The 21,994-nt window shown below is 58.0% G+C and carries 22 protein-coding genes and 1 other RNA gene; 10 read left to right on the forward strand and 13 right to left on the reverse strand.

From position 1 onward, the window contains the following. Window positions 1–9: 9 nt before the first annotated feature. The 3 genes from dnaJ to grpE all read right to left on the reverse strand — a co-directional run bounded on the left by dnaJ (window position 10) and on the right by grpE (window position 4,066). Complete coding sequence (dnaJ, locus tag BLS87_RS24045; RefSeq protein ID WP_074756386.1) at window positions 10–1,140, reverse strand: molecular chaperone DnaJ; 1,131 nt, start codon at window positions 1,138–1,140, stop codon at window positions 10–12. Window positions 1,141–1,477: 337 nt separating this feature from the next. Next, window positions 1,478–3,394, reverse strand: coding sequence for a molecular chaperone DnaK (dnaK, locus tag BLS87_RS24050; protein ID WP_074756388.1), 1,917 nt, complete (start codon window positions 3,392–3,394; stop codon window positions 1,478–1,480). Window positions 3,395–3,499: 105 nt separating this feature from the next. Beyond that, a complete protein-coding gene (grpE, locus tag BLS87_RS24055) occupies window positions 3,500–4,066 on the reverse strand; it encodes a nucleotide exchange factor GrpE (RefSeq protein ID WP_074756390.1) in 567 nt (188 codons plus the stop codon). 276 nt (window positions 4,067–4,342) lie between these two features. On the opposite strand from grpE, the gene recN reads away from it, so the two are divergent. Then, window positions 4,343–6,016 (forward strand): DNA repair protein RecN, encoded by a 1,674-nt coding sequence (gene recN / locus BLS87_RS24060; protein ID WP_074756392.1) that lies wholly within the window; start codon window positions 4,343–4,345, stop codon window positions 6,014–6,016. A gap of 66 nt (window positions 6,017–6,082) precedes the next feature. On the opposite strand, the gene fur is transcribed toward recN, so the two are convergent. Next, entirely contained in the window at window positions 6,083–6,496 is a 414-nt protein-coding gene (fur, locus tag BLS87_RS24065; protein ID WP_074756394.1) for a ferric iron uptake transcriptional regulator, read from the reverse strand. Between the two features lie 98 nt (window positions 6,497–6,594). Here fur and BLS87_RS24070 point away from each other — a divergent pair, with 98 nt between their 5' ends. Continuing rightward, complete coding sequence (locus BLS87_RS24070) at window positions 6,595–7,119, forward strand: outer membrane protein assembly factor BamE (protein ID WP_074756396.1); 525 nt, start codon at window positions 6,595–6,597, stop codon at window positions 7,117–7,119. Window positions 7,120–7,205: 86 nt separating this feature from the next. Here BLS87_RS24070 and BLS87_RS24075 read toward each other — a convergent pair whose 3' ends face one another. Genes BLS87_RS24075 through BLS87_RS24085 form a run of 3 tightly spaced genes read right to left on the reverse strand, consistent with a single transcriptional unit; the run spans window position 7,206 to window position 9,364 of the window. Continuing rightward, window positions 7,206–7,526: an RnfH family protein gene (locus BLS87_RS24075; protein ID WP_074756398.1), complete on the reverse strand. Its 321-nt coding sequence runs from the start codon at window positions 7,524–7,526 to the stop codon at window positions 7,206–7,208. Beyond that, complete coding sequence (locus BLS87_RS24080) at window positions 7,519–7,953, reverse strand: type II toxin-antitoxin system RatA family toxin (RefSeq protein WP_074756400.1); 435 nt, start codon at window positions 7,951–7,953, stop codon at window positions 7,519–7,521. Before BLS87_RS24080 ends, BLS87_RS24075 begins: the two co-directional genes overlap by 8 nt. 7 nt (window positions 7,954–7,960) lie before the next feature. Next, on the reverse strand, window positions 7,961–9,364 hold the full coding sequence (locus BLS87_RS24085) for a sodium-dependent transporter (RefSeq protein WP_074756535.1): 1,404 nt from the start codon (window positions 9,362–9,364) through the stop codon (window positions 7,961–7,963). Window positions 9,365–9,492: 128 nt separating this feature from the next. Between BLS87_RS24085 and smpB the strand changes: the two genes are divergently transcribed. Next, a complete protein-coding gene (smpB, locus tag BLS87_RS24090; protein ID WP_062389795.1) occupies window positions 9,493–9,975 on the forward strand; it encodes an SsrA-binding protein SmpB in 483 nt (160 codons plus the stop codon). Window positions 9,976–10,110: 135 nt separating this feature from the next. Here the strand turns inward: smpB and BLS87_RS24095 are convergent, their stop codons facing one another. Further along, window positions 10,111–10,878 (reverse strand): GntR family transcriptional regulator, encoded by a 768-nt coding sequence (locus tag BLS87_RS24095; RefSeq protein WP_074756402.1) that lies wholly within the window; start codon window positions 10,876–10,878, stop codon window positions 10,111–10,113. Window positions 10,879–11,298: 420 nt separating this feature from the next. Between BLS87_RS24095 and BLS87_RS24100 the strand changes: the two genes are divergently transcribed. From BLS87_RS24100 to BLS87_RS24125, 6 genes are all read left to right on the forward strand, one after another. Further along, on the forward strand, window positions 11,299–12,996 hold the full coding sequence (locus BLS87_RS24100; RefSeq protein ID WP_074756404.1) for a lactate permease LctP family transporter: 1,698 nt from the start codon (window positions 11,299–11,301) through the stop codon (window positions 12,994–12,996). 68 nt (window positions 12,997–13,064) lie between these two features. Further along, a complete protein-coding gene (gene lldD, locus BLS87_RS24105) occupies window positions 13,065–14,210 on the forward strand; it encodes an FMN-dependent L-lactate dehydrogenase LldD (protein WP_074756406.1) in 1,146 nt (381 codons plus the stop codon). Window positions 14,211–14,285: 75 nt separating this feature from the next. Continuing rightward, a complete protein-coding gene (locus BLS87_RS24110; protein WP_074756408.1) occupies window positions 14,286–17,096 on the forward strand; it encodes an FAD-binding and (Fe-S)-binding domain-containing protein in 2,811 nt (936 codons plus the stop codon). 208 nt (window positions 17,097–17,304) lie between these two features. Beyond that, window positions 17,305–17,595 (forward strand): hypothetical protein, encoded by a 291-nt coding sequence (locus BLS87_RS24115; protein ID WP_074756410.1) that lies wholly within the window; start codon window positions 17,305–17,307, stop codon window positions 17,593–17,595. Between the two features lie 112 nt (window positions 17,596–17,707). Then, window positions 17,708–18,099: a transfer-messenger RNA gene (gene ssrA / locus BLS87_RS24120) on the forward strand. Window positions 18,100–18,314: 215 nt separating this feature from the next. Further along, window positions 18,315–18,689: a hypothetical protein gene (locus BLS87_RS24125; protein ID WP_074756412.1), complete on the forward strand. Its 375-nt coding sequence runs from the start codon at window positions 18,315–18,317 to the stop codon at window positions 18,687–18,689. On the opposite strand, the gene BLS87_RS24130 is transcribed toward BLS87_RS24125, so the two are convergent. Next, window positions 18,690–19,064 (reverse strand): ubiquitination-like system serine protease family protein, encoded by a 375-nt coding sequence (locus BLS87_RS24130; protein ID WP_074756414.1) that lies wholly within the window; start codon window positions 19,062–19,064, stop codon window positions 18,690–18,692. Then, complete coding sequence (locus tag BLS87_RS24135; protein ID WP_074756416.1) at window positions 19,061–19,486, reverse strand: cell wall hydrolase; 426 nt, start codon at window positions 19,484–19,486, stop codon at window positions 19,061–19,063. Before BLS87_RS24135 ends, BLS87_RS24130 begins: the two co-directional genes overlap by 4 nt. A 43-nt stretch (window positions 19,487–19,529) precedes the next feature. Between BLS87_RS24135 and BLS87_RS24140 the strand changes: the two genes are divergently transcribed. Next, window positions 19,530–20,192: an SGNH/GDSL hydrolase family protein gene (locus tag BLS87_RS24140; RefSeq protein WP_167362097.1), complete on the forward strand. Its 663-nt coding sequence runs from the start codon at window positions 19,530–19,532 to the stop codon at window positions 20,190–20,192. 22 nt (window positions 20,193–20,214) lie between these two features. Here BLS87_RS24140 and BLS87_RS24145 read toward each other — a convergent pair whose 3' ends face one another. From BLS87_RS24145 to BLS87_RS24155, 3 genes are read right to left on the reverse strand one after another with little or no spacing between them, the layout of a single operon-like run. Next, window positions 20,215–20,433 (reverse strand): hypothetical protein, encoded by a 219-nt coding sequence (locus BLS87_RS24145; protein ID WP_074756420.1) that lies wholly within the window; start codon window positions 20,431–20,433, stop codon window positions 20,215–20,217. Between the two features lie 8 nt (window positions 20,434–20,441). Beyond that, window positions 20,442–21,392, reverse strand: a complete 951-nt coding sequence (locus tag BLS87_RS24150) for a hypothetical protein (protein WP_083370747.1) — start codon at window positions 21,390–21,392, stop codon at window positions 20,442–20,444. A 3-nt stretch (window positions 21,393–21,395) separates the two neighbouring features. Further along, window positions 21,396–21,986 carry a YmfQ family protein gene (locus tag BLS87_RS24155; protein WP_074756422.1) on the reverse strand — a complete coding sequence of 197 codons (591 nt, stop codon included), beginning with the start codon at window positions 21,984–21,986 and terminating at the stop codon, window positions 21,396–21,398. Between the last annotated feature and the right edge of the window lie 8 nt (window positions 21,987–21,994).

A 21,994-nucleotide genomic window follows, 5' to 3' on the forward strand; every position in this document is an offset into this window, starting at 1 on the left:
CCCTGCTCCTTAGAGATCGCCGAAGAAACGCTTCACGCCTTCAAACCAGCCACTGGCTTTGGGCGAGTGAGAGCTGTCACCTTCAAGCGATGCACGGAATTCTTCGAGCAGTTCACGCTGACGACGCCCCAGATTGACCGGGGTTTCGACCGCGACGCGGCACATCAAATCGCCCGCTCCGCCACCACGCACGGGGGCAACGCCCTTGCCGCGCAGACGGAATTGCTTGCCGGTCTGAGTCCCTTCCGGAATCTTCAGCTTGACGCGCCCATCCAGCGTCGGCACTTCAAGCTCGCCACCCAAGGCTGCATCCGTGAAGCTGATTGGCACTTCGCAATAAAGATGTTTGCCATCGCGCTGGAAAATCGCGTGCTCACGCACGTTGATCACCACGTACAGATCGCCGGTCGGGCCACCCTGAACACCGGCCTCTCCTTCGCCCGACAGACGAATGCGGTCGCCGGTGTCGACACCCGCAGGCACCTTGACCGACAGCGTCTTGTACTCTTCCACGCGACCTTCGCCATGGCAGGAGTCGCAAGGATCGGAAATGATTTTGCCGTTGCCGTGGCAACGCGGGCAGGTCTGCTGAACAGAGAAGAAACCCTGCTGCATGCGCACTTGACCGATACCGCCACACGTCGGGCACGTCACCGGCGAGGAGCCTTTCTTGGCGCCGCTGCCATCACACGGTTTGCAATTGACCAGTGTCGGCACGCGGATGCTGACCGTGGTGCCGCGCACGGCTTCTTCCAGGTTCAGTTCCAGGGTGTAACGCAGGTCGCTGCCACGCTGAGCGCCGCCACGACCGCCGCCACCGGCACGACCACCGCCGAAGAAGTCGCTGAAGACATCGCCGAAAATGTCGGAGAAGTTCGCGCCGCCGAAACCGGCACCGCCACCGCCCATGCCTTGATCCACACCGGCATGGCCGTATTGATCGTAAGCCGCACGCTTGCTGGCGTCGGACAGCACTTCGTAAGCCTCGTTGGCTTCCTTGAAGGCGTCTTCCGAGGCTTTGTCGCCTGGATTGCGGTCAGGGTGATACTTCATCGCGAGACGGCGGTATGCCTTCTTCAGGTCCGCCTCGCTGGAGCCGCGCTCCACCCCCAATACTTCGTAATAATCACGCTTTGACATAAGTTTTCTGCACTCTTGAGGACGTCCGACATAACCCTCCTGAGCTTGTCGAACTCGTTGAGCCCCTTTCAGGCCCGGACCCAACTCACGTCAATTCAACGATCCTGGTCTTGGTTCAACGGCCTTCGATCGACCGAGAAAAGCGGCAGAACAAGCCGGATTGCAGGAGCTCCCGGCTTTGCCACAAAGCCCGCAAAGCAACTTTGCAGGCCTTAAAATTTTGGGTATTCCAGACACGCCAACGCGGGAGCAAGCTCCCGCGCGGCGACATCCTACCAGCGACCACTCGAAAGTGGTCAACCGGCGATCAAGTGAGCCTGCGCCTGTTTATGGCCTGTCACTTGTTCTCTTTCACTTCTTCGAACTCGGCATCGACTACGTCGTCAGCCTTGTGCTCTTCCTGTGCAGCCTGAGCACCGGCTTCAGGCTTTTCAGCCTGCTCGGCGTACATCTTCTGAGCGACAGGCGCGGAAACTTTCGACAGCTCCTCGACCTTCGCATCGATGGCAGCCTTGTCGTCGCCTTTGACAGCCGCTTCCAGAGCAACAACAGCGGCTTCGATAGCGGTTTTCTCTTCTGCAGTGACCTTGTCACCCGCGTCAGCAACCATTTTACGAGTCGAGTGGACCAGCGCATCACCCTGGTTACGGGCAGAGGCCAGCTCTTCGAACTTGCGGTCTTCGTCCGAATTCGCTTCGGCATCGCGGATCATCTGCTGGATTTCTTCATCCGACAGACCCGAGTTGGCCTTGATCACGATCGACTGAGTCTTGCCAGTCGCCTTGTCTTTCGCGCCGACGTGCAGAATGCCGTTGGCGTCGATGTCGAAGGTCACTTCGATCTGAGGCACACCGCGTGGAGCCGGCGGAATCTCAGCCAGGTCGAACTTGCCCAGCGACTTGTTCTGAGCCGCTTGCTTACGCTCGCCTTGCAGCACGTGAATGGTCACGGCGCTCTGGTTATCGTCGGCAGTCGAGAACACTTGCGATTTCTTGGTAGGAATCGTGGTGTTTTTCTCGATCAGTGCAGTCATCACGCCACCCATGGTTTCGATACCCAGGGTCAACGGGCTGACGTCCAGCAGCAGAACGTCTTTTACGTCGCCAGCCAGTACCGCACCTTGAATCGCAGCACCCATGGCAACCGCTTCGTCCGGGTTGACGTCCTTACGGGCTTCTTTGCCAAAGAACTCGGTGACCTTCTGCTGAACCAGCGGCATACGGGTCTGACCGCCAACCAGGATCACGTCGTCGATTTTGCTGACGTCGATACCCGAATCTTTCAGCGCAATACGGCAAGGCTCGATGGTGCGCTGAACCAGGTCTTCAACCAGCGATTCCAGCTTGGCGCGGGAGATCTTCACGTTCAAGTGCTTAGGACCGGTAGCGTCTGCAGTGATGTACGGCAGGTTGACGTCGGTCTGCAAGCTCGAGGACAGCTCGATCTTGGCTTTTTCAGCCGCTTCTTTCAGACGCTGCATCGCCAGCGGGTCACCTTTGAGGTTCATGCCGCTTTCTTTCTTGAATTCGTCAACGAGGTAGTCGATCAGACGAATGTCGAAGTCCTCACCACCCAGGAAGGTGTCGCCGTTGGTGGCCAACACTTCGAACTGGTGCTCACCGTCGACTTCAGCGATCTCGATGACCGACACGTCGAAAGTACCGCCACCCAGGTCGTAAACGATGACGGTGTGATCGCCCTTCGCTTTGTCCATACCGTAAGCCAGCGCGGCGGCGGTCGGTTCGTTGATGATGCGTTTTACGTCCAGACCCGCGATGCGGCCGGCGTCTTTGGTTGCCTGACGCTGGCTGTCGTTGAAGTAGGCCGGAACGGTGATGACCGCTTCAGTCACAGTCTCGCCCAAGTAGTCTTCGGCGGTTTTCTTCATCTTCTTCAGGATTTCCGCAGAAATCTGAGGCGGAGACATTTTCTGGCCATTCACTTCAACCCAGGCATCACCGTTGTCAGCCTTGGCGATTTTGTAAGGGACCATTTTGATGTCTTTCTGTACGACTTCTTCTTCGAAGCGGCGACCGATCAGACGCTTTACCGCGTACAGAGTGTTGTGCGGATTGGTGACCGCCTGACGCTTGGCCGACTGACCGACCAGGATTTCGCCATCGTTAGCGTACGCAATGATCGACGGCGTAGTACGCGCACCTTCAGCGTTCTCGATAACCTTGACGTTACCGTTTTCCAGAATGGAGACGCAGGAGTTGGTGGTCCCCAGGTCGATACCGATAATCTTGCCCATCTTTGACTCTCCCGAAACTTTTTAATTAGGTTGCCGCAACTGCGTTTACAAATTGCGGTAATTCTTTAAACGCATGGCCTGTAAATGGGGGCCACTCAGCTGATTTCAAGCCTGCTCGTCAATTGACGGTGCAACAGGCGACGGCGCCTTGCTGACCACGACCATGGCCGGGCGCAGCAGACGGCCGTTAAGCTGATAACCCTTCTGGAACACCTTCAGAACACTGTTCGGCTCGACGTCTGCGCTTTCCTGCATCGCCATTGCCTGGTGATGCTCAGCGTTGAACGGCTGACCGTGCGGGTCGATGGCTTCCAGGTGATAACGCTTGAGGGTGTCCGCAAACATCTTCAGGGTCAGCTCGATGCCTTCACGCATCGGACGGATGCTCTCGTCATCCGGGTTGGACAGGTCCAGACCACGCTCCAGGCTGTCGACGATCGGCAGCAAATCGCCAGCGAACTTCTCCAGTGCGAATTTGTGAGCCTTTTCCACGTCCTGCTCAGCGCGGCGGCGGACGTTTTGCAGATCCGCAGCGACACGCAGAGACTGGTCCTGTGCCGCAGCCAGTTGCTCTTCCAGCACCTGTACACGCGTTGCCAAATCTTCTCCGGAATTCGCCGCGCCTGCAGCCTGATCCTGAGCCTGCGTATCCGGGTTCTGTTCGTCAGCCATAGTTTTCTCCTTCTAATTACGTCCGTGAGCAGAACTCACGCTTCTGCCCGGCTATATGGGGCCTTAATTTTCGGCTTCAAGGGGTTTCGATGCAGGATGGGGCGAATAACCCTACAAATATTCCGACATGATGCGTTTCGTGATCGCGCTCACTAAAACTCGCCAATGGTGCTAAGAAATACCGGAACCCTGCCAAATCGAGCTAAGGCCGGGCATTGTCAGCCCAAAGCAAAACACTGTATAAATAACCAGACAAATCGCTTGGGAGCCGCCCGTATGCTGGTGCACCTGTCCATACATAACTACGCCATCGTTGAACATCTCGATCTGGAACTGGATCGCGGCATGAGCGTGATCACCGGTGAAACCGGTGCCGGCAAGTCGATCATGCTCGACGCGCTCGGTCTGACGCTGGGTGATCGTGCCGACAGCGGCGTAGTACGACCGGGCGCCGACAAGGCTGACATTCTGGCGACGTTCGATGTGTCCGACATCCCGGAAGCAGACGCCTGGCTCAAGGAACGCGATCTCGAAACCGATGGCCCCTGCATTCTTCGCAGGGTCATCACCGCCGAAGGCCGTTCGCGTTCTTATATAAACGGCACGCCGTGCCCACAGGGCGATCTCAAAGCGCTGGGCGAATTGCTGATCGATATCCATAGCCAGCACGAGCATCAGTCGCTGCTCAAGACCGACACTCATCGTCGGTTGCTGGACGAATATGCGGGCGCCACTGACCTCGCCCGCCAAGTGCAGCTGGCCGCTCAACGCTGGCGCCAGACGCGCCAGGAGCTTGAACGACTGTCCAACTCCGGGGACGAACAGCGCGCCAAGCACCAACTGTTGAGTTATCAGCTGGAAGAACTCGAAAGCCTGAGCCTGGGCGAAAACGAGCTCGAACATCTGGAGCAGGAACACACCACACTGACCAACGCAGAAAGCCTACTGGGCATCTGCCGGCAAGTCGTCGAACTGTGCAGCGAGAGCGATTCAGGCAACGCACTGAATGCCCTGACCGCCAGCCTCAACCGGTTGACCAGCGTAAACAACTCGCCAGACGCGCTGAATGAAGCGACCAACCTGCTTTCCAGCGCACAGATTCAGGTGGAAGAAGCCGTCGGCGAAATCAATCGTTTCCTGGATCGTTTCGAAGCCGACCCTGCACGCCTGCAACAGATCGAAGAGCGGCTCGACACCATTTACACGCTCGCGCGCAAACACCGGGTTCAGCCAACCGAAGTACCGGCATTGCATCAGAAGCTGCTGGATGAGATCGAAACACTGAACGCCAATGACGAAGCCATCGAGCGCCTCGAGCACGAACTCGGCTCGTATGCCCGCCACTATCAGGAAAAGGCCCGCGAACTGAGCGACCTTCGCCATCGTGCAGCCCCTGAACTGGCCCATGCCGTGGAGCATGAAATTCAGCGACTGGGCATGCCGGGTGGTCGCTTCAATATCGAATTACGTGAAAACGCGGAGAAGGAGCTGTCGCCTCACGGCCTTGAACAGGTGGAGCTACTGGTCAGCGCCAACCCCGGGCAGCCGCTCAAGGCACTGGCCAAAGTGGCTTCAGGCGGTGAACTCTCCCGGATCAGCCTGGCGATTCAGGTCATTACCGCGCAGACCTCACGCGTGCCCACACTGGTCTTTGACGAAGTCGATGTCGGCATCGGCGGCCCGACTGCGGAAATCGTCGGGCAGCTGCTACGCAGGCTCGGTGAGCGCGGCCAAGTCATGACCGTCACGCATTTGCCGCAGGTCGCCGCGCAGGGGCATCAGCATCTGTTCGTGCACAAGGTTCGCGAGGAAGACGTGACGCGCACCGCCGTTTCCAAACTGAGCAAGAGCGAGCGCGTAGAAGAAGTGGCGAGAATGCTGGGAGGGATCGACCTGACCAAGGAGTCCCTGGCCCACGCGAAAAAGATGGTGATTACCGCCAAATCCTGAAAACAGCGTGCCTGAAACCAAAAAAGGCGACCCGAGGGTCGCCTTTTTTGTGTATCCGAAAAAGACTCAGTCCTGCTTCTCTTTCTTACGTACGTAAAGCACCAGATTGTGATCCACCAGCTCGAAACCGTGCTTGGTCACAATGGCTTTTTGCAGTTTCTCGATTTCTTCGTCGAAGAACTCGATCACCTCACCGGACTCCACGTTGACCATATGGTCGTGGTGGCCTCCATCGGCAAGCTCAAACACGGCATGACCGCCGTCGAAGTTGTGGCGAACCACCAACCCGGCTGCTTCGAACTGAGTCAAAACACGGTAAACCGTTGCCAGACCGACGTCTTCGTTGGCCTCCATAAGTGCCTTGTAGACGTCCTCCGCGCTCATGTGGCGCTGCTCTGCAGAATCGAGCATTTGAAGGATCTTGACCCGTGGCAGGGTCACTTTAAGTCCAGCTTTGCGTAGTTCGCTATTTTCAACCATGGTCAGCTTTCTCGCAGACGCTGCTTCGCAGCTTCTCTTAATGCAGGTATGATCGGGGTTTACGTTGTCCCAGCCAAGATAGTGGAAGTCGCCCACCGATGCAAAACACCAAGCTCTTGCTAACCAGTTTCACCTTCGTGGGACTGCTCGCACTCGCCGGTTGTTCATTCCCCGGGGTTTATAAAATCGACATCCAACAGGGCAATGTCGTCACGCAGGACATGATAGACCAGTTACGGCCCGGAATGACCCGTCGGCAAGTAAGGTTTATCATGGGCAATCCCCTGTTGGCCGATACCTTCCACCCTGATCGCTGGGACTACCTGTACAGCCTGCAGCCCGGTGGCGGTGAACGCCAACAGGAACGCATCAGCCTGATCTTCAATGGTAACGATCAGCTGGCGAGCCTGTCCGGTGACTTCAAACCGGGCGTGAGCCGCGACGAAGCCATCCTTGGCAAGAGCAGCGATACGACGACTACCCCCGAAAACAAAGGGGAACAGCAGCCGAAGGAAGAGCCGCCAAAACCTGGCTCCCTGCTCGAGCAGATCCAGAACGACGTCGACAAGGTCGAAACCGTTCCGGTCCCGACTCAGGAACCGCTGGATACCAATCCACGCTGATCCTCGCGGGCTGCCAAAAGCAGCTGCAAAAAAAAGCCCGGCAATACCGGGCTTTTTTACGCCTTTCAATCCAACCGATAAAAAAGTTAAATCGGTTTTTGCGCTTTTTTCGCTTTGGCCGCCTTCTCCGCGCGCAACCGACGCACTTCTTTGGGATCCGCCAAAAGCGGGCGGTAAATTTCGACCCGGTCGCCCTCTTCCACTCGACGCACTGAAGGATCGGGGATCACCTTGCCAAATATTCCAAGCGCGCATTGATCGAACTGGACATCCGCGAAGCGCTCAGCGATGGCGGAAGCCGTCACGGCGCCCGACACCGTAGTACCCGCGGGCACCTCAATCTTGAGCAGCTCCTGACGATCAACAGCGGCGTACACCACCTCGACGTTGATCATCACCTCAGACATGCAACTCTTTAGCGCGCTGGCAGAACGCATCAACCAAGGTGTTGGCTGCCTGATTGAACAACGGGCCCAGCGTGGCACGCACGATGGAGCCGGAATAATCGAAGGACAGATCCAGGCTGATCTTGCAGGCCTTCTCGCCCAGCGCCTTGAAAGTCCAGATGCCATGCAGTTGACTGAACGGCCCCTCTTCCAGATTCATCTCGATCATCTGCCCAGGCGTCAGCGTGTTGCGTGTCACGAAATGCTGACTCAGACCACCTTTGGCCACCTCGACGCGAGCGCGCATCATCGTATCGCTCTGCTCCAGCACCGTGGCACCGGAGCACCAAGGCAGGAACTCGGAGTAACGAGCCACGTCGTTGACCAGGTCGTACAGCGCCTGAGCGGGATACGGCAACAGGGCCGAACGTTGAATATGCGTAGTCATGTCAGCGTCATTTCCAAAGCTGAGCGGCAAACACAATCAGAATGCCGATCGGCGCCACATAGCGCATCAAAAAAAACGTTAGAGCGAACAGAACCGGACTGCGTACCGACAACTCGTCGCGCACCGCTTCACGGCCCATCACCCAACCCGCGAAAATCACAAAGCACAATCCACCCAGCGGCAGCATGATCCGCGACGTGAAGAAATCGATCACGCCGAAGAAATCCAGGCCAGCCGTTGCGCCCCACTGGTAGAGATGAAACGCGCCGCCTTCGTTCACGAAAAATTTGGCTTGCTTCCAGATGTTGAACGAGAACACCGTTCCCAGCCCCACAAACCAGCAGATGAACGACAGCCAGAAGGTCACCCAGCCACGACGCACCTTGGTGCGCTCTACCAGGTAGGCAACCATCGGCTCCAGCAGCGAGATCGCCGAACTCCACGCCGCCACGGCGACGAGAATGAAGAACACCACGCCCATGACGGTGCCGAACGCTACGTTACCAAACGCATAAGGCAAAGTGACAAACATCAGGCCCGGACCTTCGCTCGGATTCAGACCTGCCGCGAACACAATCGGAAACAATGCCAGGCCGGCGAGCAACGAAACGAAGGTATCCAGCAGCGCCACACCGACAACCGTCGCGCTGATCGAAGCTTCTTTGGTCATGTAGGCGCCATAAATCATGATCGAACCAACACCGACGCTCAGCGAAAAGAACGCGTGCCCCATGGCTGGCAGCAACCCGTCGAGGAGCTTCTCAGGCGTGAAGTCGAACATGAAATGCACGCCTTCCATGAAGTGCCCGGTGGTCAGGCTGTAGCCCAGCAGAATCACTATCAACACGAACAGCAGCGGCATCAGGATTCGCAGGCTGCGCTCAAGACCGGCATTGACGCCCTTGGCGATGGTGATTGCCGACAGCAGCATGAACAGCGTGTGCCATGCCACCAGACGCCACGGGTCGGCGATCAACTCGCCGAAGAACGCCCCTACGCCATCGGGCGTGACGGCCTGAAAATCACCCTTCCCGACATCGATGATGTATTCGAGCGACCAGCCACCGACGACGCTATAAAAAGAAAGAATCAGCAGCGCGGTGATCATCCCGGCAAATGCGCCCCACGACCATTTGCTCGAATGCCCCGCCTCCAGCGCCAGCACCTTCAGGGCATTGGCCGGACTTTGGCGGGCACGACGGCCGATCAGGGTTTCGGCCATCATCACCGGAATGCCGATCAAAGCGATGCACGCCAGGAACACCAACACGAACGCACCGCCGCCGTAGACGCCGACCATGTAGGGGAATTTCCATATACTTCCCAACCCCACGGCCGAGCCGGTGGCAGCCAGGATAAACACCCAGCGGCTCGCCCAGCTGCCGTGAACCGAAACCTTGTCCGTCGACATCGTTGACACGTCCAACACGCAAAAAAGATCGGGCATTGTCCGGGATTCACTCAACGTGCTCAAGCACACTGCTTCACGTTGCCGAGCCCATAGCCGAGAGCACCGTTGATCCCTATAATGCGTCGCCTATGGCTAAGCTCAAGAAACATCCCACAGGGACCATCGCGCAAAATAAAAAGGCGCGTCACGATTACTTCATCGAACACAAGTTCGAGGCCGGTCTGGTCCTGGCCGGTTGGGAAGTAAAAAGCCTGCGTGCCAACAAGGTGCAGCTGGTGGACAGTTACGTGCTGCTCAAGGACGGTGAGGCCTGGCTGATGGGTAGCCACATCACGCCGTTGACGACAGCCAGTACCCACGTCATCGCTGACCCGACACGCACCCGTAAACTGCTGCTCAACAAGCGCGAGCTGGAAAGGCTCAACGCCGCTGTTGCGCAAAAAGGGTACACCGCGGTCGCCCTTGCCCTTTACTGGAAAGCGCACTTGATCAAGTGCGAAATCGCTCTGGGTAAAGGCAAGAAGGAGTACGACAAGCGTGATACCGAGCGCGAACGCGACTCCAATCGCGAGCTGCAACGCGCTGTGCGGAACAAAGGCAAGGAAGACTGATTCTTTCGGGCTTCTACGGTCTGCACAGACCTGTAGGAGCGCGCTTGCCCGCGATTGCGGTGTATCAGACGATTAATTCATGACTGACACACCGCAATCGCGGGCAAGCGCGCTCCTACAGAAAGCCGCCATCACCTAAATCCCGTTACGCCGTTCGGCCCGCGCCGTGCGCTGCACCTGCTGACGCACCTCTTCCAGCACTTCCTGCACGTACAGCAGATGTCGACTGGACACTTCCCGGGCATCGTCCGCCCGACCTTCGATAATCGCCAGATACAGCTCACGGTGCTGACTGATCAGCATGTCGCGTGTCTCGGAGCGTTGTTTGTACATACCGCCGATGTTGGTCACGACATTGCGCCGCAACAGATCGAACAGCCCGCGAATGGTGTGCAGCAGCACCGCGTTGTGGCTGGCTTCGGCAATCGCCAGGTGGAAATTCGCATCGGCCGCGCCCTCCTCCGCACGACTCACCTCATCGACCCGCGCGTAGCAATCCTGCAAGGCGTCAAAGGCCTCGCGCAGCCGTGCACGGTCGACGTCCGTCGCGCGGATCGCGGCGTAGTAAGCACAGGACGCTTCGAGGGTGTGCCGAAACTCCAGCAGGTCGCGTTGCGCATCGGAGCTGCTTTCCAAAAGGTGCAGCAACGGATCGCTGAAGGTAGACCCCAGACTTTCCACCACATAATTGCCGCCACCCTGACGACTGATCAGCAACCCTTTGGCAGTGAGCTTTTGGATCGCTTCACGCAGGGACGGGCGCGACACACCGAACTGCTCGGCCAGCGCACGCTCCGCCGGCAGACGTTCACCCGCCCGCAGCGTGCCTTCGAGAATCATCCTCTCGAGCTGTTCGACAATATCGTCTGACAAACGGCGCTGACGCACCTGATCGAAGCCCATCCCCTTTCTCCACATCCTCAGCTGCCCCGTCCGACACGACTGCGGGGGGCGATTATTCTCGCTGATTGTGATCAGACATTCACCCAGCAGATGTAGGACAAATCTCCGATTCAGGCGAAAACCCAGATAACTGCTACAAAAGTTCTACAGGCTTAAATTGACACACCAATGCCAAGGCTTTTAACCTAGCGACAAGACATTGTAAATTGGTATTACCAATTTATGAATGCCGGCGACTAGTGGTCATCCTCCACGACACGCCGCAAGCAATTCGCGACGGCGGAACGCTTGAGCTGGTGAGCTGTGCGACTTCGTTCGTCAGCACCGGCAGGACGACAGACACGCAGTTGTCCCCTGCAGGAGCAGCGCACGTACGACATAGACACCGGGCCTAACCAACAACAATTAGGGGCCTCATACATGCAAACCTGGCAACAGCTCTACACACCTCTCGGCGGCCTGGGCCTATCGGCACTCGCTGCAGTCGTTCCCATCGTGTTCTTCTTCCTCGCCTTGGCCGTGTTCCGGCTCAAAGGCCATGTTGCAGGCGCCATCACCCTGTTGCTTGCCGTCCTGATCGCGATCTTCGCGTTTCAGATGCCTGCCGACATGGCGGTCGCTTCGGCGGCCTATGGCTTCCTTTACGGCTTGTGGCCAATCGCGTGGATCATCGTTGCGGCGGTGTTCCTCTACAAACTGACGGTCAAGAGCGGCCAGTTCGAGATCATTCGCAGTTCGGTCATGTCGATCACTGACGACCAACGCCTGCAGGTCTTGCTGATCGGGTTCTGCTTCGGCGCCTTCCTGGAAGGTGCGGCAGGCTTCGGTGCTCCGGTCGCGATCACGGCAGCCTTGCTGGTAGGCCTGGGTTTGAACCCGCTGTACGCAGCAGGCTTGTGCCTGATCGCCAACACCGCGCCAGTCGCGTTCGGCGCACTGGGGATTCCGATCATCGTCGCCGGCCAGGTCTCTGGCATCGACGCATTCAAGATCGGCGCAATGGCGGGCCGTCAACTGCCGCTGCTGTCGGTCTTCGTGCCGTTCTGGCTGATGTTCATGATGGACGGCGTGAAAGGCGTGAAGGAAACCTGGCCCGCCGCGCTGGTGGCTGGCGGCAGCTTCGCCGTCGTGCAATTCCTGACCTCCAACTACATTGGCCCGGAACTGCCTGACATTACCTCGGCACTGGTCAGCCTCGTGTCCCTGACCTTCTTCCTGAAAGTCTGGCAACCCGCCCGCGCAACCGACATGCAGGCGGCAAGCGCAGGCGGCGGCGCAGTCGTGATGGGCGGCGGTCCTGGCGGCTTCGGTCAGCCACGCACCACCAAAAAATCCCCGTACTCCGCAGGCGTCATCCTCAAGGCCTGGTCACCGTTCCTGATTCTGACCGTCATCGTAACGATCTGGACCTTGAAGCCGTTCAAGGCCCTGTTCGCCGCAGGCGGTCCGTTGGCGTCGCTGACCATGAACTTCCCGGTTCCACACCTGGATCAACTGGTCATGAAAGGCGCACCGATCGTTGCAACAGCGACGGCCATGCCTGCTGTGTACAAGTTCGACCTGCTGGCAGCCTCCGGCAGCGCCATTCTGATCTCGGCGATTCTGGCGATGATCGTGCTGCGAATCGGCGTCAAAACTGGTCTTACCACTTTTAAAGAGACCCTGTTCGAACTGCGCTGGGCCATCGTGTCCATCGGCATGGTGCTGGCCTTCGCCTTCGTCATGAACTACTCGGGCATGTCCTCGACACTGGCGCTTGTTCTGGCCGGTACGGGTTCAGCATTCCCGTTCTTCTCGCCCTTCCTTGGCTGGCTCGGTGTGTTCCTGACCGGTTCCGACACCTCGTCCAACGCCTTGTTCGGCTCGCTGCAAGCGACCACCGCGCACCAGTTGGGTGTCAGTGACGTGCTGATGGTTGCCGCCAACTCCAGCGGCGGCGTGACCGGCAAGATGATCTCCCCGCAATCGATCGCCGTGGCTTGCGCCGCGACCGGTCTGGTGGGCAAGGAATCGGACCTGTTCCGCTTCACGCTCAAGCACAGCATCTTCTTCGCGGCCATCGTGGGCTGCATCACCTACGTCCAGGCGTACTGGCTGACCGGCATGCTGGTTCATTAACGAGACGAGCGCCGGGTGTGCTCACGCGCACCCGGCGTTGCCCCGCTCACTCAATGTTGCGAGACCCCATGATCATTTCTGCCTCCACCGATTATCGTGCCGCTGCGCAACGCAAGCTGCCTCCGTTTCTCTTTCATTACGCCGACGGTGGCGCGTACGCAGAACACACCCTGCGCCACAACGTCTCGGACCTGTCCGAAATCGCCTTGCGCCAGCGCGTGCTGAAGAACATGTCCGAGCTCAGCCTGGAAACCCGGCTGTTCGATGAAACCCTGAGCATGCCCGTGATACTGGCGCCGGTCGGTCTGTGCGGCATGTACGCCCGCCGTGGCGAAGTACAGGCGGCTCGCGCGGCGGCGTCCAAAGGGATTCCCTTCACGCTGTCGACCGTCTCGCTCTGCCCGATCGAAGAAGTCGCCCCGGCCATCGACCGGCCGATGTGGTTCCAGCTTTACGTCCTCAAGGATCGCGGCTTCATGCGCAATGCTCTGGAGCGCGCCAAAGCCGCCGGGGTCAAGACGCTGGTGTTCACCGTGGACATGCCGGTACCTGGCGCCCGCTATCGCGACCTGCACTCCGGCATGAGCGGCAAGAACGGTCCGATCCGCCGTGTCCTGCAGGCCATGACCCATCCACAATGGGCCTGGGATGTGGGCGTGAACGGCCGCCCGCACGATCTGGGCAACGTGTCGGCCTACCGCGGCAACCCCACCGGCCTGACGGATTACATCGCCTGGCTCGGCAACAATTTCGACCCGTCGATTTCCTGGAAAGACCTGGAATGGATTCGCGATTTCTGGGACGGCCCGATGATCATCAAAGGCATCCTTGACCCCGAAGACGCCCGCGACGCCGTGAAATTCGGCGCGGATGGTATCGTCGTCTCCAACCATGGCGGCCGCCAGCTCGACGGTGTGCTGTCCAGCGCCCGTGCCTTGCCCGCCATCGCCGACGCTGTAAAAGGCGAGATCAAGATCCTCGCCGACTCCGGCATTCGCAGCGGCCTGGACGTGGTGCGCATGATTGCCATGGGCGCCGACGCCGTGCTGATCGGCCGCGCGTTCATTTACGCCCTCGCCACGCACGGCGAAGCAGGCGTGAAGCATTTGCTCGAACTGTTCGAAAAGGAAATGCGCGTAGCCATGGTGCTGACAGGCGCCAAATCCGTCAGCGAAATCACCCGCGACTCACTGGTTCGCGAGCTCGGCGCCTGAGCGCACGCTGTAGAAAACGCACGCGGCACGCCAGATGCCGCGGCGCCACGAAGATGACCCCGTGAGGAAGACCGTATGAGCCTGCCCGCCTCGTTTCTGGACGATGTGAAGCGCCTGATTCCTGCCGACCGTCGTTTCGACGACCCGCTGTCGACGCTCGCCTTCGGCACCGACGCCAGCTTTTACCGGCTGATCCCCAAACTGGTGATCCGCGTCGAATCCGAAGAGGAAGTGGTCACGCTGCTCAAGCTGGCGCAAGTCGACCGGGTTCCCGTGACGTTTCGTGCGGCGGGGACCAGCCTCTCGGGCCAGGCCATCAGCGACTCGGTGCTGATCGTCCTCGGCGATAACTGGAACGGGCGCGAAGTCCGTCGTGAAGGCGAACAGATTCGCCTGCAACCAGGCGTGATCGGCGCACAGGCCAATGCCTGGCTGGCACCGTTCGGACGCAAGATCGGACCTGACCCGGCCTCCATCAACGCCGCGAAGATTGGCGGGATCGTCGCCAACAACTCCAGCGGCATGTGCTGCGGCACGGCGCAAAACACGTATCACACGCTGGCAGGCATTCGCCTGGTGCTGGCCGACGGCACACGCATCGACACCGAAGACGCCCAGAGCGTCGCCGCGTTCCGCGCCAGTCACGGCCCGCTGCTCGAGCGTCTGCGCGAACTGGGTCGCGAAACCCGCGCCAACCCCGAACTCGCCGCAAAGATTCGCCACAAATACCGCCTGAAAAACACCACCGGTTTGTCTCTGAACGCCCTGGTCGACTTTGAAGAGCCGCTGGATATCCTCAGCCATTTGCTGGTCGGTTCCGAAGGCACCCTTGGGTTCATCAGCGCAGTGACCTACGACACCGTGCTCGATCACCCGAACAAGGCCTCCGCGCTGATTGTGTTTCCAGATGTGGAAACCTGCTGCAACGCCGTCACCGTGCTGAAAACCCAGCCGGTCTCCGCCGTCGAACTGCTCGACCGGCGCAGCATGCGCTCGGTGCAGAACAAACCGGGCATGCCCGCCTTCGTACGAGAGCTGTCGGAAAACGCCTGCGCGCTGCTGATAGAAGCCCGCGCGGCCACGCAGCCTATGCTGCACGAACAACTGGCGCAGATCATGGCGTCGATCGCGCACTTCCCGGTGGAAAAGCAGGTGGACTTCACTGAAGACCCCGCTGAAAACGCGCGACTGTGGGCCATCCGCAAAGACACATTCCCCGCCGTCGGCGCCGTGCGCGAAACCGGCACCACGGTGATCATCGAGGACGTCACCTTTCCGGTCGAACAACTGGCGATTGGCGTGCGACGCCTGATCGAGCTGTTCGAAAAGCATCACTACGACGAAGCCATCCTGTTCGGCCATGCGCTGGAGGGCAACCTGCACTTTGTCTTTACCCAAGGCTTCAACGACCCCGAGGAAATCGCCCGCTACTCGGCCTTCATGGACGACGTGACACAGCTGGTCGCCGTCGAGTTCAACGGCTCGCTCAAGGCTGAACACGGCACCGGGCGCAACATGGCGCCGTTCGTGGAGCTCGAGTGGGGCAGCGACGCCTATCAATTGATGTGGCAACTCAAGCGCTTGCTCGACCCCAACGGCATCCTCAACCCCGACGTGGTGCTCAGTGAAGACCCGCAGATCCACCTCAAGCACCTCAAGCCAATGCCGGCTGCCGACGCCATCGTCGACAAATGCATCGAGTGCGGTTTCTGTGAGCCGGTTTGCCCGTCCAAAGGACTGACCCTGAGCCCGCGCCAGCGCATCGTGATATGGCGCGACATCCAGGCCAAAAAACGCGCCGGCACCGACACCACCGACCTTGAGCGCGATTATCACTACCAGGGCATCGAGACCTGCGCCGCCACCGGCTTGTGCGCACAGCGGTGCCCAGTCGGTATCAACACCGGGGAGCTGGTGAAAAAGCTGCGGGGACAAGAAGCCACGCACGGCAGGACCGCCGACTGGCTGGCGCATCACTTCACAACGGCGCTCAAAGGCGCGCGCTTTACCCTGCATGCCGCGAACGGCGCCCGCATGTTGTTGGGTGCGCCGAGACTGGCGAAGATTTCCGCTGCGCTGACCAAGGCCTCTTCGGGTCGTGTCCCGCTATGGACACCCGCCATGCCACAGCCGGAAAACGCCATCCGCTTCAATCCACCGGTCGACGATCAACGCCCGCGCGTGGTCTACCTCGCCGCGTGTGTCTCACGGGTCATGGGCCCGGCAGCCGCGGATCACGAACAAATGTCCCTGATGGACAAAACCCGTGGCCTGCTGGAAAAAGCCGGTTACCAAGTGGTGTTCCCCGACGATCAGGACAGCCTGTGCTGCGGCCAGCCTTTCGCCTCCAAAGGTTACGCAGCGCAAGCCGAAGAGAAGCGTCAGCAACTGCTCGCGGCGCTGACCAACGCCAGTCGTGGCGGACTCGACCCGATCTACTGCGACACCAGTCCCTGCACGCTTCGACTGGTCCAGGACCTGAAGGACACCCGCCTCGACCTTTATGATCCGGTGCGTTTCATCCGCACGCATCTGCTCGACAAACTGGAGTTCACACCTCAACAGGAAGCCATCGCGGTTCACGTCACCTGCAGCACTCAACACCTCGGCGAAAGCCAGGCGCTGATCGAACTGGCGCGGTTGTGCAGCGTCAACGTGGTTATTCCCGAAGGCATTCACTGCTGCGGCTTTGCGGGTGATAAAGGCTTCACCACGCCGGAGCTCAATGCCCACTCGTTACGCACCTTGAAGGATGCCGTGCAGTACTGCAGCGAGGGCATCTCCACCAGCCGCACCTGTGAAATCGGCCTGACCCAACACGGCGGAATCGACTACCACGGGCTGGTGTACCTGGTTGACCGCGTGACCCGGCCAAGAACCGCTTGATGCACTCATATGGAGCGATTTTCGCTCCATATGAATGAAACATCCTGCAACATGGCTTTTTCACACCATCTCGAAAATAAATAGAACCCCTGCGTTTGAGGGCAGTCCATCTCTTTAAGCGCCACAACACGGGACGCTTATTCCTCTATCTCGGACATCGGCCACTGTTAACCGGCCATACCGAGTCCCCAGGCTTAAGGAGATACACATGAAACGCACAGCACTGACTGGTTTGTTTCTGACCGCTGCACTGATGGGTTCCCCGGTATTCGCTGCTGATGACCTGTGCGGCGCCAACCTGCAGACCCTGAAGGATGCCCACACGTCCACCAGCACCAATATGAGCGCGGACAGCAAGCAGGAGCTGGAAAAAACGATGACCGATGCCATGGCGGCTCAAAAGGCTGGCGATGACAAAAAATGCATCGAGTTGACCACCAAAGAAATCACATCGTTGAAAACCGGCGGTGATGGTTCGGACGGCGGCGCCACCAAGTAATGCCCGGCCTGGGCCGGCCGTGAGTCGGCCTGCCGATCTGCGAAAGGCTCAAGGTGACGTATCCCGTTGATTCGGGTACACTCCGCGGCCTGACTGCTAGAGCAGCAGAATTGGGGCCGATTAGGATTCGACGCCGGTGATGAAACTCTAGGGGCATGCCGACTTGGTAACAGAAGTCGTAAATCCACTGTTGCAACTTTCTATAGTTGCCAATGACGAAACCTACGGGGAACAAGCTCTCGCTGCGTAAGCGGCGCTAGCCTTCCTTCTGGTAGCTTCGGCTCCAGCAATCATCAGGGGATGCCTGTAAACCCAAAATGATTGTCATACAGAACAGGATCGCCGTGCAGTACGCTGTGGACGAATCGGCTAAAACTTACACAGCTCGCCCAAAGCACCCTGCCCGTCGGGTCGCTGAGGGTTAACTTAATAGACACGGCTAAGCATGTAGGCCCGACAGCGGAGTACTGGCGGACGGGGGTTCAAATCCCCCCGGCTCCACCATTTGACCCAACGAAACCCAGCGTTTCCAAGGGGTAGGTTGTTGAAGGTTGCTGTGGATTCATGTGAATTCATTCAGCCTTCAGCGACTTTTCAACAACATCCATCTACGGCGTTCTGCCGACCTTCCCCACCATCAAATGCAACTCGTCACCTTGGCTGGCATTTTTCCGCCTGCCTCGATTACTGTATATCCAAACAGTATTTGAGTTTGCCAAATGGAAGCCACACCAGAGGCCGAATGGCCCGATGAATTCACCCGAGAGGAAATGCTCGAGCAGCAGTCGCGCCTGCTCATCGAGGAATTGCGCTTGCTTCAGGATGAAGTGAGCCGGCAGCGGAAGAACATCGCCAAGCTGGTCGACATGAACGGCGAGGCTACGAAAGAGCGAGAAGCGGCGCGCGCAGATCTGGCGAAAGCAAAAGAAACGATCACCAGGCTGAACACCGAAAGCTGCGAGCAATCGCGGGAGGTGCGAACGCTCAAGGCGCAACTCAATCAGCACAAGGCGGTCATGCGTGAGCACAAAATCCCCGGCTACTACTTCGAGCCGAATTGTGGCGATCCTATTCCGATCAAGGTCGTGCCCTGATCACCAGCTTTCCCATGACGTCTCCCAGTCAGGCAGGTCAACCGTCTGACCTGCCAGCGCGTGCGTACTATCGCTCAAGTACTGGATGCGGCCTTCAGTGACGAACGAATGGCAAACGAACGGCCGCGGCTCGACATGCCCGCCAGCCATCAGCGTTGCATGCTCTTCCTCGGTTACATGTTCAAACCCGGTCGTCAGTACGCTTGGAGTGAAGGTTGGCGAATCCGGATTGCCGTTGTAACCCCAGTTCGGACCGGGCGTGTTGGGCGAATTGACCTTGATGCTGTGAGGTCCCTTGCAACCCGGGCAGAAAAACCAGATCGATCCCTCCGCACCCTGCCCGAGGCAAGCGCCAACTGTTTTGATTTCGCTCATGGCACGTCCCTGAAGAAGATATGATTCCCCAGCGTGAGCGTCTTCTTCGCGCCGTTCGCCCACTTCGGCGCCGACGGCATGCTGGCGGCGTAATAGTGAGTCGCCCCGTTGGTTGGGTCCTCCACCTTTCCGTCGATCACCTGATCAGCCGCGATGCGGCACTGCGCCAGTTCGCGAAACGGGATCGGCTTCGCGCCACTGAGCATCGGGTAGTTCGGGTCGTTCTTGTTCCAGCAACTGAACTGGTAGGGCTTCTGGCACACACCGGCGTACCCCTCACCCCACCACGACTTTTCCTTTCCATCCTCGACCCGGTTCCGGATAGACCAGGCTACGGCGATCATTCCTGACAACCCTTCCCCGCGTGCTTCACCCCAGAGCGTTCGCGCCAGTATATACCGGTCATTTTCGGTAACATTCATCAACTACTCCGCGTATAATGAAATATCTCTAATGGGGGTCTGTATGAAGAAACTTTTCAATATTTTTGTATGTGTTTTAACTGCTATATCAACACAGGTTTTCGCAGCTGTAGGAATAGAGCAGTTTGGCGACTCCACAACCCAAGCGCTAACATATAACGGTACGATAATAACCCTTGCTGACATATCGGCGCCCGGACAATTGTTCACGGATCTTCAATCAAGATTTGGACAAAGCTCAATAATTGTGTACAACAGGGGGGAAGCATCTACTTGCGCAAAAGACTTACTAAATGGAAACCCTAATTTTTATACAAAAATGCAATCGTCTACCGCAAGCATAGTAACATTCAACTATGGAATGAATGATGGGTATTACTGCCTGCAGACGGTAGATCAATATTATTCGCAGATGGATCAGCTCGTTAAAATTGCTAAAGCTTCTGGTAAGACCGTTGTACTCATTGAGCCAAACCCGACAACAAACCCGAAGAATCCAAATCTTTACGATTATGTTTCCGCACTATCCATGGTGGCAGTGAATAATAACGTACCAATCGTGCAGCACTATAAGATATGGAAAAGCACGGGGCTTTGGCGCGCCTTGCTCAGTGACGGCATACACCCAACGAATGACGGGTACAGAACGAAAGGTGATACTGAGTTTCAGGTAATATCACCAATTGTTCAGCAGCTAATGCAATGAAAAAAGCCCCGAGAGGGGCTTTTTATTTCAGCATCTCTGCCACATCTGGGTTTTCTGAAAGAAACGTTTTCAGCTTGTCCATCGGGTCAATATCAACAGGAGCTGGTGGGTTTAGCAACAAAAGCAGACGCGGATCATCGTCGTCAATCTCCACGATTCCAGGCCACACATCTGGATCTTGATCCGCCGCAAAATACGACTTTATTGATGTTTGTTTTTCATCTGTAAACTGCACAAACATATTTCACCTCAAAACTTGTAGCCAGTGATATCGGCGTTCAGCAGGACGGTGCCCGAGGTAGCGCCACCTTTGTAAAACAACTGGTTAGGTGTTATGGACGGTACATCAACAAAACTTATCTGTGCTTGAGATCCGCCGGGCGTGTAGGCGCCTAAATATTCTCCACCAGTACCTGCTGCTGACCCTGCGACATCCATAACAACCTGAGTGGTGACGGAAGGGATTGCTCCGATATTACCATTTACGGTTTTTGCATTGAGGGGAACGACGCCTGTTACGTTGAACGGCACAAAGGAGGCTGATGCAGTAGTGGTGCCCAGCGTTAAAACGACATCGAATTGGACTAGCCGATCAGTAATCGAACCTGGCTTGAACAACCTCGCAGCAGTAGTCGGATAAATGCCAACAAGGCCGGACGCTGTGTACCCGGCAGGCATGTTCGCCCCACCATAGATCTCGGGCGCAAGCAGTCCGCTGGTGTCCTTCGCGATCAACATCGGGTTGGTAGAAGATGGGGCAGCATTAGGATTGTAGGCCGCGTAAATGGCTACGAATCCACTAACGGGCGCCAGACCAATGTCCATCCCGCCGGCGCCTACACCCGCCAAGTTGATAGACTTGGTGAACGATGGCAGCAACCAAGCGGTTCCGCCAAGACCCGACTTCACAACCACTTCGTCAGCGTTGTAGGTGGCAGTTGCGGAAGCCGCTGTCACGATCATGCGTCCGTTACGCACTGCACCCGCGAGGCCTGTCCCTATTTTGCGGATAGCCTGCAGAATCTGATTCTGCGTACCCTTCACCGGCGTGATTGCAGCAGCAGAGAGAACGCTAACCATCTCCTCCTGCATGTCATTTAGCCACGGGGCTGTGACTACGGTTGCTTGAACACCGCCTGTTGGATCGCCCTCTGTGAACTTGTTGTCGACCGTGGCCCCTGGGCCGTCGATTCTGTGCATGCGTCAGTCTCCGTACGCGAAGAGCGCAATGGTGTGCGCGGGCTTCAATTGGTTGATCTTGCATTCGAGGGTGTCGTTGCCCCATGTCCGCAAGCGCTCGCCGGCGGCAGACATCCCGGCTCGGAAAGAAATCACCGATGTTTCAGCGGCGTGTATGCGCCAGGTGAAAACCCAGGCACCGTTTGTGAGCGCATCGCCTGCGTGGGAAAGCCCTGCGCGGAAAGGTCTGAATTGCTCAATGGTCACGTCGTAACCGAGAGCGCCAGCAAGATCGATAAAGTAAGCGGGCGATTGGCCGCCGGTGCTGGTCAGCTTTGCGATCAGGGCGTTCTTCCTGCCTTGAATCGTTTGCTCAAGTGCGCCGGAGCATTTGTCGGGAAGTCCTGCCACGCGCTCCCAATCACTGAGCAATTCGTTCGTGCTGGCCGGGTTCGCCTCAGTAGGGAGCGCCTCGCCCCTGCCGTCAACTCTGGCCAGCTCAATGGACATCCCATCGAGCAGACTGTGTAGCGTGGTTCCGGCTTCCCGCGGGAATGCCTGACCGGGAGGCAGCAGCGTTTTCAGCTGCTCCAGGTAGTCGGCAGCTGTCGGCATTACGCCTC

The organism is Pseudomonas abietaniphila, from assembly GCF_900100795.1.
In the GTDB taxonomy this organism is placed as follows: Bacteria; Pseudomonadota; Gammaproteobacteria; order Pseudomonadales; family Pseudomonadaceae; genus Aquipseudomonas; species Aquipseudomonas abietaniphila.